Genomic DNA, 13,052 nt, shown 5'->3' with positions numbered 1-13,052 from the left:
CAGACCATGACCCATACCCGCCACAACCTTCGCGACGTCTATCCGCCCACCGGCACCGAGCTGACGGCCAAATCCTGGCAGACCGAGGCACCGCTGCGGATGCTGATGAACAACCTGCATCCCGACGTGGCCGAGAACCCGCATGAACTGGTGGTCTACGGCGGTATCGGCCGGGCCGCGCGCAGCTGGGAGGATTACGATGCCATCGTCGCCGCCCTGCGCGACCTCGAGGCCGACGAGACGCTGATGGTGCAATCGGGCAAGCCCATTGCCATCATCCGCACCCATGCCGATGCCCCGCGCGTGCTGATCGCTAATTCCAACCTGGTGCCCGAATGGGCCAACTGGGACCATTTCAACGAGCTCGATCGCAAGGGCCTGATGATGTACGGCCAGATGACGGCCGGCTCCTGGATCTACATCGGGACCCAGGGCATCGTGCAGGGCACCTACGAAACCTTTGCCGAAGCCGGGCGCCAGCATTACGGCGGCGACCTGACCGGGCGCTGGGTGCTGACCGGCGGGCTTGGCGGCATGGGGGGTGCACAGCCGCTGGCGGCCGTGATGGCCGGGGCCTGCTGCCTGGCCGTGGAATGCGACGAAACCCGCGCCGATTTCCGCATCCGCACGCGGTATTGCGATGAAAAGACCCATGACATCGACGAGGCCCTGGCGCTGATCGACCGCTGGACCAAGGCGGGCGAGGCGAAATCGGTGGCGCTGATCGGCAATGCGGCCGATGTCTTCCCCGAATTGCTGCGCCGGATGCAGGCCGGCGGCCCGCGCCCCGACCTGGTGACCGACCAGACCTCGGCCCATGACCCCATTCATGGCTACCTGCCCAAGGGCTGGTCCGTGGCCGAATGGCGCGCCAGGCAGGAGACCGAGCCGAAGGCTGTCGAGGCCGCGGCCCGCGCGTCGATGCGCGATCACGTCGAGGCGATGGTGGGCTTTTGGAAGGCCGGGGTGCCGACGCTGGATTACGGCAACAACATCCGCCAGGTGGCCAAGGACGAGGGCCTTGAAAACGCCTTTGATTTCCCGGGCTTCGTGCCGGCCTACATCCGGCCGCTGTTCTGCAAGGGGGTCGGTCCGTTCCGCTGGGCCGCGCTGTCGGGCGACCCCGAGGACATCTACAAGACCGACCAGGCAATGAAGGAGCTCTTTCCCGAGAACGAGCACCTGCACCGCTGGCTCGACATGGCCCGCGACCGGATCGCCTTTCAGGGCCTGCCGGCGCGGATCTGCTGGATCGGCCTGGGCGACCGCCATCGCGCGGGGCTGAAGTTCAACGAGATGGTGGCCTCCGGCGAATTGTCGGCCCCCGTGGTCATCGGCCGCGATCACCTCGATTCCGGGTCTGTCGCTTCGCCCAACCGCGAGACCGAGGCCATGCGCGACGGCTCGGACGCCGTGTCGGACTGGCCCCTGCTCAACGCGCTGATGAACACGGCATCGGGCGCGACCTGGGTGTCGCTGCACCATGGCGGCGGCGTGGGCATGGGCTTCAGCCAGCATTCCGGCGTGGTCATCTGCGCCGACGGCACGCCCGAGGCGGCAAAGCGGCTGGAACGGGTGTTGTGGAACGATCCGGCGTCGGGCGTCTGGCGCCATGCCGATGCGGGCTATCCCGAGGCGATCGACTGCGCCCGCGAACACGGGCTGCGCCTGCCGCGCATCCTGGGCAACTGATCGGGGGTCGGGGAGGGCCGGGCCTCAGGCGTCGTCCGGAGGGCCCGGCCGCAGGGCCTGGGCCTGGCGCCGCCCACGGGCCAGCAGCCAGTCGCGAAACGCCAGCCCGCCGGGTTTTTCCAGCGCCGCCCGCGACCAGCGCAGGCTGTAGGGCGCGGCCAGGGGCAGGCGCAGATCGAAGGGGATGACCAGGCGCCCGCTGGCCAGCTCGTCCTGCATCATGGCGACCTGGCCCAGCACCACGCCCTGGCCGGCCACGGCCGCATCGATGGCCGACGCGGTCAGCGCAAAGCTGAGCGCCCCGGGCTGGTGCGGCGCATCGGCGATGCCATGGGCCGCGGCCCAGGCGGCCCAGCTGGGCGGATCGAACCTTTCATACCGCGCGGCCCAGGCCACCTGCAGCAAGGGCAGGCGCAACAATTCGGCCGGCGCGCGCAACGGCTGGGCCAGCAGGGCCGGAGCACAGGCCGGCACCACCTGGTCGGTGAACAGGACCGCGCCGGGCCGGTCATCGGCCGGCGGGCCCAGCCACATGGCAAAATCGGCCTCGCCGGCATCGAGATCGGGCAGATCCTCGCTGCCCAGCAGCCGCACGGGGCAATCGGGGCGGTCCCTTGCCCAGTCCCACAGGCTGCGCCCCAGCCATTTCGCGGCAACGGTCGGCAGGCCGCAGACGGTCAGCCCGTCCTGTCCGCGCAACTGGTCCAGCACCTGTCCGGCCCGGGCCAGCCGGGCAAAACCGACGGCCAGCTCGGCATGATACATCCGCCCCCAGCGCGTCAGTTCCAGCCCGCGCCCGCGCCGTTCCAGCAGGGTGACGCCAAGCGCGGCTTCGAGCCGGCGGACCTGCTGGCTGACCGCGCCCGACGACACGCCCAGCTCGCCGGCGGCGGCCTTGACCGAACCCAGCCGCCCGACGGCTTCGAAGGTCTGCATCGCGCGCAGGTGTTCCGGCCCGGCCATCGGCCTAACCCTGTGCGGGGGTGAACCGCGCCGTCAGCCGGTGGGCCGTGCCGGGATAGCTGAACCGCACCGAGGTCACCGGGTCGCCGTTCTTCCAGGTCCGGCGGCCGACGGTCAGGCAGGCCGCGCCGGGGGGGATGCTCAGCGCGTCCGCCAGGGCCTCGTCGGCGCTGACCGCCGCGATCTCGTTCTCGGCCTCGCTCCAGGGCACATGGGTCAGCAGCCAGGCCCCCGGCGGGGTGGTGGCAAACCCCTCGGTTTCGGCCTCGGGCACGGCATCGAGAAAGATCAGGCGATCCTCGTAGCAGAACGGCGTGTCGTCGCTGAAATGCAGGCAGGTCACGGCCATCACCGGCCGGTCGCCGGGCAGGCCTTCGGCCAGGGGCCCGGCGGCCCCGTCCAGCCGCTGGCGGCGGTCGATCCGGTGGTGATACCAGCCGCCCCGGGCCAGCACCTCTTCCTTGACGTCGTGGATTTCCAGCACCGCGTTCTGGGATTTCTGCGGCAGCACGACCGACCCGACCTTGCGCCGGCGCAGGATCAGCCCGGCGGCGGCCAGCTGGGTCATGACCTTGTTCACGGTCATCCGCGAACAGCCGTATTCCTCGCTCAGGTCGAGTTCGGACGGCACCTTGTGGCCCGGCGCCCAGGCCCCCGACAGGATGCGGCTTTCCAGGTCGTCGCGGATCGTGTCGTGCAGGGATTTGCCCGTGCTCGCAGGGCCATCATCGGGCATGTGTTTACTTCAGCATCGCGGCGCCGCGGTCCAGATAGGTGTCGAGGAATTGCTCGAGCCGGGGCGAACGCGGCGCGGCAAAGACCTTTTCGGGGGAATCGTGGAACAACAGGCGGCCCTGGTCAAGAAAGCAGATCCGGTTGCCGACCGACGCCGCAAAGCCGATCTCGTGGGTTACGACAACCATGGTCATGCCCTCGTCGGCCAGCCGGCGCATGACGTTCAGCACCTCGCCGGTCAGCTCGGGATCAAGCGCCGAGGTCGGCTCGTCGAAGAGCATGATCGTCGGTTCCAGCGCCAGCGCCCGGGCGATGGCCACGCGCTGCTGCTGGCCGCCGGAGAGTTGCGACGGGTAATGGCCGGCCCGTTCGGCCAGGCCGACCTTGGTCAGCTGGTCCATCGCCCTTTGCTCGGCCTCGCTGCGCGACAGGCCCCGCACCCGACGCAGGGCGGCCGAGACATTGCCCAGGGCGGTCATGTGGGGCCAGAGGTTGAACTGCTGAAAGACCATGCCGATCTTCGACCGCGTCGCGCGCAGCTCGGCCGCGCTCTGGCGCCGGCGCTTGCCGCCCTCTTCGATCATGCCCAGCGGGCTGCCCTCGATGCGGATCATGCCGGCGGTGGCCTCTTCGAGGAAGGCCATGCAGCGCAGCAGGGTCGACTTGCCCGAGCCCGACGGGCCGATCAGGCAGGTCACCTCGCCCTTCTGCACTTCCAGGTCGATATCCTTGAGAACCAGTGTCTCGCCGAAGCGTTTCGAGAGCTTGGTGACGGAAATGGCAGGTGTTGTCATGTCAGGCGGCACTCAGTTTGGACAGGCGGCGCTCGGCAAGGCGGCCCAGGTAATTCGACAGCTCGACCAGCGCCCAGTAGACCAGCGCAAGGACGACGAGGGATTCGACAAAGGCATATTGCTGCGAGCCGATCGCCTGCACGGTCATGGTCATCTCGGGCACGGTGATCAGCGACAGCAGGGCGGTTTCCTTGAGCAGGATGACCACCATGTTGATCGACGGGGGCATGACCAGCAGGGCCATTTCGGGCAGCTGGACGAACAGGATGGTCTGGCGCCGGGTAAAGCCCACGCATTCGGCGGCCTCGGCATGGCCGGGCGGCACCGAATTGTAGCCGGCGCGGAAGATCTCGGCGTAATAGGCCGCGCCATAGACCGACAGGCCCAGCAGGCCGGCGGTGATCGGATCGAGCCGCAGCCCGATGTAGGGCCCGCCGAAATAGAGCAGGAAGATCTGCACCAGGAAGGGCGTGCCGCGCAGGATCTCGATCGGCACAGCCAGCAGGCGATCGGTCAGCCGGCCGCCGTACTGGCGGGCCGTGGCCACGACAAAGCCCAGCACGGCGGCCAGGGCCGTGCCCGCGATCCAGATCAGGATGGTCACGCCCAGCCCGGCAAGGATCTGCGGCCCCTTGGCCAGGATCACGGCGATATCGAAAGTCATGGGATCAGCGTCCTGAGGTTTGCGCGGGAACCGAAGCGGCGGTCATTTCGCGGGAAGGCCCGGCAGGGCGGCCTCGGCCCGGCGGCCGATAAAGGCCACACCCAGGTTGATGACCAGGTAGATCAGCCCGGCCGACGCAAAGATCGGCAGGGGCATGTAGGTCGAGGCGGCCAGGTTCTGGGACATCTTGGTCAGCTCGATCAGCCCCACGACCGACACCAGCGACGAGGCCTTGAGGATCAGGATCGCCTCGTTGACCAGGGCCGGGAAGGTCATGCGCAGGGCGATGGGCATGCGGATGAAGACAAAGGTCTGCACGGTCGAAAAGCCGGCCATCTCGGCGCTTTCGATCAGCCCCTGGGGCACGCCTTCGAAACCCCCGCGCAGGTTCTCGGCCTGGTAGGCCGCGGTGCACAGCGACAGGCCGAGCAGGGCGGTGGCCAGGCTGGACAGGCTCAGGCCCAGGGCCGGCAGCAGGTTGAAGATCAGCAGCAACTGCACCAGCAGCGGCACGCCGCGGAAGAACGAAATGAAGATCCGCGCGAAATTCACCAGCACCAGGTTGCCCGACATGCGCATCGCCGATAGCAGGATGGCCACGCCCAGCCCGATCAGGATGGACAGGCCCGAGACGAAGATCGTCATCAGGGAGGCTTGCAGCAGCAGTTCGAAGAGGGGCCAGGTCATGGGCGGATCCGGTCAGGTGGAAAGCGGCGCGGCGGCGCTCCGAAGAACCCCGCCGCGCCCGGTCACGCAAGTGATCAGATGTTGGGCTCGGTCACGTAATCGGGCAGGTCAAAGGTCGTGCCGAACCATTTTTCCTGCAGCGCTTCCATGCGACCGTCGGCCTTCATCGCCAGCAGGATCTCGTCGATCTTGTCCATCAGCGAGGCATATTCCGGCTCGATCCGGCCGGGGAAGCCGAAATAGGTCGGGGTGCCGAAGGCCGGTTTGACGACCTTGAAGACATTGGGCCGCTGGCTGGCAACAAAGGCGATGTTGGGCAGCGAGTTGGCCACGGCGACGATCCGGCCGGCGGCCAGGTCGGCATAGGCTTCGTTGAACGACACGTATTCCTTGATGTCGGTCGGGGGCGTGTCGAGCGTTGCCGCGAATTCCTGGAACTGGGCCAGCTGGGCCGTGCCGGTGGCCGAGCCGATGGGCTTGCCGGCGATGTCCTCGGGCGCCTCGATGTCGCAGGACGCACAGGTCAGCACGGCGACGGTGGCTTCGGCGATGGGCGAGGAGAAGCGATAGCGCTCCATCCGGGCCTTGGTGATCGTGGCGGGGCCGGCGACGACGTCGAAGCGGCCGGCTTCCAGGCCGGGCAGGACGCCGGTCCAGTCAAGGGTGATCCATTCGATCTCGACACCCATTTCCTTGCCGATCTCGGCGTAGATCTCGGTGTTGAACCCGGTGTGCTTGCCGGCGTCGATATAGTCGAAGGGGGCAAAGGCGGTTTCCGTGCCGACCTTCATCACGCCGGCGGCCATCACCCGCTCAAGCGCGTCCTCGGCCTGGGCCATCAGGCCGGAGCCGAATGTCAGTGCTGCCCCGGCAAGAGCCGCGAGAATATGTTTACGCATTTTCATCTTCCCTGTCCGCCCCGGGTGGGGCTTGGCGTTTGAGTGTCCATGGCGCCTGTTTTCGGCGGCACCAGCTTCTTTTGTGTATACAAATAGAGGCCGAGACAAAGACTGTGACGGCTGAATGGGGGAAGTGTCGCGCCTTGCTCAATGATTCAGCTTAATTTCCGTGCAGCTGATGGATTTTTGTCACAATTGCAGGGATAGCCCGGCCTGTGACAGCCCGCGCCACAGGCGCGCGCGGGGGGCCATGCACAGGCCCGGGCGTTTGTGCCTAGCATTTTCAAGTTTTGCTTGGTACATCCATGCCAATCAAAAGATGAAAGTGATAGGCATGACCCTTCTGAGCAGCGTCGCGACCAGCGCCTATACCGACCTGGTGCGCCTTCTGAAGGATGACGCCCTGTCGGGTGTCACCGGCAAGCCGACGCTGAAGAACCGGGGCGACAAGGCCTATTGGTATGCCGCGCGCCGCATCGGCACGCAGATGCGCTTTGTCTACATCGGCGAGGACGACCCCGAGACCCGGCAGCGCATCGCCCGTATCGAAGAGCTGCGCGCGACCGGGCGCGAGCGCCAGGCCGAACGGTCCCGGCTTGTCCGCCTGTTGCGGGCCGAGGGGATGACCCCGACCGACCGGGCGACCGGTTCCATCCTGTCGGCGATGGCCGGGGCAGGGGTGTTCCGGCTGGGGGGCACGCTGGTGGGCACCAATGCCTTCCGGCTCTACGAGGGCGAGCTGGGCCTGCGCCTGCCCCTGGGCGGCATGGCCAACACTGGCGACATCGACATTGCCCAGTTCCAGAAACTGAGCCTCGCCCTGCAGGACCAGGTCGATCCGGGCCTGGCCGAGACCTTCTCGGCGCTCAGGTTCGACCCCCTGCCGGGGCTGGACCCGGGCAAGACCTGGCGATGGGCGCAGGGGGGCAGCGGCCAGCTGGTCGAGTTCCTGACGCCGGCCTTCGGCGACGAGACCATCCGCCCGCTGCCGGCGCTGGGGGTGAATGCCCAGGCGCTGAACTATCTCAACTTCCTGATTGCCGAGCCGATCCACGCCGCGGCGCTCTACCGGTCGGGCATCCTGGTGCAGGTGCCGCGCCCGGAGCGCTTTGCGATCCACAAGCTGATCATCGCCGACCGGCGGCGCGACGGGGCGGGCAACCTGAAGGCGGCGAAGGACCGCGAACAGGCGGCTTTCCTGATCGCGGCGCTGGCCGAAGACCGGCCCGACGACCTGGCCCTTGCGCTCGACACTGCCCTGGCCACCGGCCGCCGCTGGCGCGCCCATGTCGAAGCCTCGCTGGCCCGGATGCCCGAGACCGGGGACACCCTGCGCGGGCTTGGGCTGTAGGTGACGGACGGCGATTGGCCGCGGCGGGTGAACAGTTCGGCCCGTTTCAGGCCGAAGGCCCGAACACGGATGCGCACCCATCTTGCAGGCACATCCGGCAGAGGGCGTGTTTCGATCTTCGGCGCATCGGGCCCGCCAGGCGCGCGCAGGACGGCTGCATTCATCAAGGGCATTTCGCGAGTCCTTCATCAAGAGCAGGGCGAAACAGTGCCCCGAGGAAGAGTCCGAAGGCGATCCGGAGGAACCGCAGTTCGTCGAAGGCAACGAAGAGGGCATGCCAGCCAACTGAAGACACGAGGCTGAGGACCAGCACCGGCCCCCGCCTGATCCGCGCAATCATCCGGGTCACGTTCCTCGCGGCGAGGAAGTTCGCGAAGGTGGCAGTCCGGGAGGCAAGGCAGCAAGACCCGGTGATCCCGCGGCGGGACATGTGGCTGGGATCGACCCGGTGACGCGAGCATGGGCCAAAAGGGTGGGAGGAGGCGCTTGGAACATCCTGTGGATCCGTTGTGGGATCCCAAAAGCAATTGAACGCCCCATGTGAAAAATGCTTCTTGAGAGCAAGCACTTGAAACAAAAGATTTCGAATGGACCGGCTGACAGCAATGGAGGTTTTTGTTCAGGCCGTTGACGCTGGGTCATTCAGCGCGGCTGGCGATGTGCTCGACATGTCGCCGCAGCTGGTCGGCAAACATGTGCAGCGGCTGGAAGAACACCTGGGCGTCAAGCTGCTGCATCGCACGACCCGGCGGCAAAGCCTGACAGGCTTTGGTGCGGCGTATTGTGAACGCGCGCGGGTCATTCTCGCCGACATCGCCGCTGCCGAAACCCTGGCCGCCGAGGCCAGGGCCGCACCGACGGGCCGTCTGCGGGTCAATGCACCGGTCAGTTTCGGGATCCACACCTTGTCGCCGAAGCTGGCGCATTTCATGCGGCAATGTCCGGAAGTGACCGTCGACCTGAGCCTCAACAACCGCAACGTCGATCTTGTCGAAGAAGGCTTCGATATCGCCTTTCGCGTCGGAGAGCTTCCCGACAGCGGGCTGATGGCCAAGCGGCTTGCGCCTTATTCCCTGGTTCTGTGCGCTGCGCCGTCCTACCTCGAGCAGGCATCACCGCTGACCAGCCCGGCTGACCTCGCGCATCATCCTTGCCTTGTCTACGCTCATACCGAGCTTCGGAAACGCTGGACTTTCGATGGTCCCGAGGGGCGCGTCAGCGTCGAGATCGCCGGTTCGTTCATCGCGGATCACGGTGAGCCAATTCTTGCCGCGGCCCGTGCCGGTCTTGGTGTCATCCTGCAGCCGCTGGAGCTGGTTGCAAAGGATGTTGCCGCCGGAAAACTCCGGACGGTCTTGCCGGACTACAAGATCCCGACGCGTCCGTTGCACCTGGTTTATGCACCGGACAGGAGGGCGACGCCGAAACTGCGCGCATTCATCGAATTTGCCACCAGGGAGTTCGGAGGGCAGTCAAGCCGATAGGCATTGTTATGGTAATTACCTGGCCAGAGGCGTGTTGCGCCATCCCTGTCGAACCGCCTATATTCACATGCCGAACGGCCTTCATGGGCCAGAGCCCAGACAGGACCGCAGCCATGACTGACATCTCCGATGACACGCCCGAAACTGACAAGTATCGGGCGCCAGCGCTGTCCAAGGGGCTTGATATTCTCGAGCTGCTGGCCTCGGAGCCCAATGGCAAGAGCCAGGTCGAGATCGCAAAACAGCTGGGTCGCACCACGCCCGAAATCTTCCGGATGCTGATGGTCCTTTGCCAGCGTGGCTACGTTGAGCAGCGCGCCGAGGACGACCGGTATCATCTGACGACGCGGATGTTCGAACTGGCGCACCGCCACCCTCCTATCCGCCGCCTGAACTCTCTGGCCGGAGAGGCCATGCAGCGGCTGGCGAACGAGGTGAACCAGTCGATGCACATGAGCATTCTGCACGGCGGACGGGTGCTGGTGATCGCGCAGGTGGACTGCCCGGACAACAACATCACCTCGGTGCGGCTCGGGGCCGAGATACCCCTGCTCGACACTGCCTCGGGGCGGGTGCTGGCCGCCTGGATGGAGCCGCACGCCCTCGACGACCTGATGGCGCACCTGGGAGACGAGCCGGTTGCCAAGCGCCAGGTGTTCCTCGACGACCTGTCGGGCACGCGGGCCGAGGGCTGCTGCCAGGCGGATTCGCTGACGATCGCGGGGGTGGTGAACATCTCGGCCCCGATCTTCGACTTCTCGGGCAAGGTCGCGGCGGCGATCACTATTCCTTTCATCCGCCGGCTTACCGGCACCTCCTACGCCAGCGAGGCGGATTGCCGGGCCAAGCTGCTGGCGCTGACCAACGACATCTCGCGGCGGCTTGGGGCCGGGGCCACCAGCCGCTAGGAGCCCATGAGCAAATCCGGAAGCGCGGTGACGGTCTGTGGCACCAGCACCAGCAGCATCAGCACGGCCAGAAGAGCCAGGAAGAATGGCCAGGCCTCGCGCAGGAAGTCCCCCACGGTCACATTGAGCACCGAGCAGGACGTGAACATCAACGTCCCCACCGGGGGTGTGACGCCCCCGATCGTCAGGTTTACCACCATCACGATGCCGAAATGCAGCGGATCGATACCCAGCTGGGTCACCGCCGGCACCAGGATCGGGGTCAGCAGGATCAGCGCGGCGGTTCCTTCGATCAGCATGCCGATGAACAGCAGCAGCAGGTTGATCAGCAGCAGCAGGATCAGCGGGCTTTCAGTGAGGCTCAGCAGCAGGGCCGCGCCCTTTGAGGGGATCTGCTCCCACGTCATGTAGAAGCCGAAGGCGCTGGCAGCGCAGATGATCAGCATGACGACGGCGGTGGCCAGCACGGTCTCTACGATGATTGCCGGGAAGGCCGAGAGCGTCAGTTCGCGATGCACCAGGAGGCCGATGATCGTGGCATAGACCACCGTCATCGCCCCTGCTTCAGTGGGGGTGAAGATGCCTTGGCGGATGCCGATCAGGATGAAGGCGATGATCGACAACGCCCCGAGCGCCTCGACAAAGGCCTTGCCCAACTCGCGCGGGGGCGCCCGCTCGGGACGGGTGGGGCGGTATCCGCGCTGACGGGCGCGCAGCCGCACCACCGCCATCAACGCCAGGGTGATGAGCAATCCGGGAAGGACGCCGGCGATGAACAGCCGGCCCACGGAAACATCCGCCAGGAAGCCGTAGAGGATCAGGCCGATGCCCGGCGGAATGATCGGCGTGATCACCGACGAGCAGGTGCAGACCGCCGCTGAGAAGCCCGGGGAATAGCCTCGCCGGACCATCTCGGAGCCCAGCATCTTGGCCTGCATCGCCGCATCGGCGTTGGCCGAGGCCGACAGCCCGCCCATCAGCGCGGACAGAACCACGTTGGCCTGCGCCAGACCGCCGACAGTGTGGCCCACCAGCGCGTCGGCAAAGCCCAGCAGGCGCCGGGTAATGCCGGCGTGGTTCATGATCGTGCCGGCACAGATGAAGAAGGGCACCGCCAGCAGCGGGAAGCTTTCGGTGGTGGCCGCCATCTTCTGGATGAAGGCGGTGACCGGCAGGCCCCCGCCCAGGACAAAGAAGCTCAGCGCCGCCATCGAGATGGCAAGGGCGATGGGTACGTTCAGCACGAAAAGCCCCAGGAGGATCGCGATCGGTGTCAGGCCCATGCGTCGGCTCCGTCGGTCTTGTCATCGGTCTGGTCGCCGTCCTGCCCGTCAGGCGTGTGGCCGCCGCGCCACCGGCTCCAGGAAAGAGCCGCATAGCGCAGCGCCATGCAGGCAAAGCCGGTCATCACGGCGGCGTAGAGCACCGCGCGCGGCCACCGCAGGATGGGCAGGGGATCGTCCATCGAGGCAAGGCAGAAACCGACACCGAGCCAGGTGGCATAAACGAGAAAAGCCAACACCAGAACATCGACAGCCGCCCCCAGCCAGCGGCCGAGAGCGCTCGGCAGCAGACGCCAGACAAGGTCTATGCTCATGTGCATGCCGTGCCGGAAGGCTGCCGCCGCGCCCATGAAGATCAGCCAGGCAAAGGCAACCGACGAGATGTCGCCGACCCAGGCCGCAGATGTCTGCGAGACGTAGCGCGTGACCACCCCCCAGCAGACACTGCCGATCAGAACCAGAAGGGCGAGCCCGGCCACCACCTCTTCGGCGTGGCGCAGGACGCGAGAGTGAAGCAGGCTCATTCAGCGTCGAGGATTGCGCGGATCTCGCCATAGAGCCCGGGCGTCCAGTCGTCGAAGGCCTCGTAGACCCCGGCGGTCTTCTCGCGGAAGGCTGCAAGGTCCACGTCCTCGACGATGGTCAGGCCGGCGTCGCGGAACTGCTGTTTGTAGGTCTCTTCGCGTTCCAGCGTCAGGCGGGTCGAGAGTGCGCCCGCCTCCTCGCCGACCTCGAGCATGATGGCGCGAATGTCCTCGGGCAGGCCGTCGAAATAGTCGCTGTTGATGACCCAGAAGGTAAACGCGGTGAAATGGCTGGTCATCGACAGCGTGTCTCGGGTCTCGTGCAGTTTGGACCCCTGGATCGAGCCCAGCGGCGCCTCGGCGGCCTGCACGACATTCTGTTGAAGCGCGCTGTAGACCTCGGCCCATTCAACGGTGGTGGGGCGCGTGCCCATTGCTTCAAACGTCTTGATGAAGACGGTGTTCGGCGGCACCCGCACGGTCATGCCCTGCACGTCCTCGGGGGTGCGTACCGGCGTGTTGCTCAGCATGTGACGGGCTCCGAAAAGCGCATCGTCGACGAGGAAGGTGATGCCTTGCGACGCGAACTCAGCTCGGATGCCCTCGAACCACTCCGAGGCGACGATCTTGTCGAACTGGGCCGGATCATCCAGCAGGTACGGGCCTTCGAGCACGCCGAAATCCGGCACGAAGTCGGACAGGTAGCCCGAGGAGGTCACCGAGATGACCGGCGCGCCCTGGCGCATCATCTGGTTGACGTCCTTTTCGCTGCCAAGCTGCTGCGCGGGGAAGACCTGAATCTCGACACGCCCGTCGGTCCGTTTCGCGACCTCTTCGGCAAAGAAGCTGGCGGCGGCGTTTGTGGGCTCTCCCGGAGACAACGAGTTGGCGAGGCGAATGGTGTAATCCGCGGCCATCAGCGGACCGGCAAAGCCGAAGCAGGCCGCTGCAAGCGCGGCGAAAGTCAATCGTGTCACGGTATCCTCCCTGCCCGGCCACACTCACTTTTGGCAGCCGGAACTCTATATGAAAGTTAGTTTCACATATAAACTTTCAGCCTGTCAACTG

The 13,052-nt window shown here is 66.3% G+C and carries 13 protein-coding genes; 4 read left to right on the top strand and 9 right to left on the bottom strand.

The window, feature by feature from the left end; all coding sequences use genetic code 11:
- The first annotated feature begins 6 nt into the window (after positions 1–6).
- Complete coding sequence (gene hutU, locus ACK3BB_RS24995; RefSeq protein ID WP_428929438.1) at positions 7–1,692, top strand: urocanate hydratase; 1,686 nt, start codon at positions 7–9, stop codon at positions 1,690–1,692.
- A gap of 24 nt (positions 1,693–1,716) precedes the next feature.
- On the opposite strand, the gene ACK3BB_RS24990 is transcribed toward hutU, so the two are convergent.
- The 6 genes from ACK3BB_RS24990 to ACK3BB_RS24965 form a co-directional block, all read right to left on the bottom strand.
- Positions 1,717–2,655, bottom strand: coding sequence for a LysR family transcriptional regulator (locus ACK3BB_RS24990; RefSeq protein WP_428929437.1), 939 nt, complete (start codon positions 2,653–2,655; stop codon positions 1,717–1,719).
- Between the two features lie 4 nt (positions 2,656–2,659).
- Complete coding sequence (locus ACK3BB_RS24985) at positions 2,660–3,391, bottom strand: UTRA domain-containing protein (protein ID WP_428929436.1); 732 nt, start codon at positions 3,389–3,391, stop codon at positions 2,660–2,662.
- A 4-nt stretch (positions 3,392–3,395) separates the two neighbouring features.
- Positions 3,396–4,184 carry an amino acid ABC transporter ATP-binding protein gene (locus ACK3BB_RS24980; protein ID WP_428929435.1) on the bottom strand — a complete coding sequence of 263 codons (789 nt, stop codon included), beginning with the start codon at positions 4,182–4,184 and terminating at the stop codon, positions 3,396–3,398.
- A 1-nt stretch (position 4,185) separates the two neighbouring features.
- The gene (locus ACK3BB_RS24975; RefSeq protein WP_428929434.1) at positions 4,186–4,848 is read right to left on the bottom strand and encodes an amino acid ABC transporter permease; all 663 of its coding nucleotides are present in this window, start codon (positions 4,846–4,848) and stop codon (positions 4,186–4,188) included.
- A 42-nt stretch (positions 4,849–4,890) separates the two neighbouring features.
- Positions 4,891–5,535, bottom strand: coding sequence for an amino acid ABC transporter permease (locus ACK3BB_RS24970; protein ID WP_428929433.1), 645 nt, complete (start codon positions 5,533–5,535; stop codon positions 4,891–4,893).
- Between the two features lie 74 nt (positions 5,536–5,609).
- On the bottom strand, positions 5,610–6,440 hold the full coding sequence (locus ACK3BB_RS24965; RefSeq protein WP_428929432.1) for a transporter substrate-binding domain-containing protein: 831 nt from the start codon (positions 6,438–6,440) through the stop codon (positions 5,610–5,612).
- A gap of 328 nt (positions 6,441–6,768) precedes the next feature.
- On the opposite strand from ACK3BB_RS24965, the gene ACK3BB_RS24960 reads away from it, so the two are divergent.
- The 3 genes from ACK3BB_RS24960 to ACK3BB_RS24950 all read left to right on the top strand — a co-directional run bounded on the left by ACK3BB_RS24960 (position 6,769) and on the right by ACK3BB_RS24950 (position 10,177).
- Positions 6,769–7,785 (top strand): nucleotidyltransferase family protein, encoded by a 1,017-nt coding sequence (locus ACK3BB_RS24960; protein ID WP_428929431.1) that lies wholly within the window; start codon positions 6,769–6,771, stop codon positions 7,783–7,785.
- A 587-nt stretch (positions 7,786–8,372) separates the two neighbouring features.
- On the top strand, positions 8,373–9,269 hold the full coding sequence (locus ACK3BB_RS24955) for a LysR family transcriptional regulator (protein ID WP_428929430.1): 897 nt from the start codon (positions 8,373–8,375) through the stop codon (positions 9,267–9,269).
- 113 nt (positions 9,270–9,382) lie between these two features.
- Positions 9,383–10,177, top strand: coding sequence for an IclR family transcriptional regulator (locus tag ACK3BB_RS24950; protein WP_428929429.1), 795 nt, complete (start codon positions 9,383–9,385; stop codon positions 10,175–10,177).
- Here ACK3BB_RS24950 and ACK3BB_RS24945 read toward each other — a convergent pair.
- The 3 genes from ACK3BB_RS24945 to ACK3BB_RS24935 are packed head-to-tail and all read right to left on the bottom strand — an operon-like array spanning position 10,174 to position 12,961.
- Complete coding sequence (locus ACK3BB_RS24945; RefSeq protein WP_428929428.1) at positions 10,174–11,460, bottom strand: TRAP transporter large permease; 1,287 nt, start codon at positions 11,458–11,460, stop codon at positions 10,174–10,176. The genes ACK3BB_RS24950 and ACK3BB_RS24945 overlap by 4 nt on opposite strands.
- Positions 11,451–11,984 (bottom strand): TRAP transporter small permease, encoded by a 534-nt coding sequence (locus ACK3BB_RS24940; protein ID WP_428929427.1) that lies wholly within the window; start codon positions 11,982–11,984, stop codon positions 11,451–11,453. Before ACK3BB_RS24940 ends, ACK3BB_RS24945 begins: the two co-directional genes overlap by 10 nt.
- On the bottom strand, positions 11,981–12,961 hold the full coding sequence (locus ACK3BB_RS24935) for a C4-dicarboxylate TRAP transporter substrate-binding protein (protein ID WP_428929426.1): 981 nt from the start codon (positions 12,959–12,961) through the stop codon (positions 11,981–11,983). The genes ACK3BB_RS24940 and ACK3BB_RS24935 overlap by 4 nt, the downstream gene beginning before the upstream one ends.
- Positions 12,962–13,052 lie beyond the last annotated feature (91 nt).

This window comes from Marinibacterium sp. SX1 (genome assembly GCF_050389775.1).
Taxonomy (GTDB): domain Bacteria; phylum Pseudomonadota; class Alphaproteobacteria; order Rhodobacterales; family Rhodobacteraceae; genus Marinibacterium.
The sequence above is the reverse complement of the archived record's forward strand: the minus strand, read 5'-3'. Positions and strand labels throughout refer to the sequence as shown.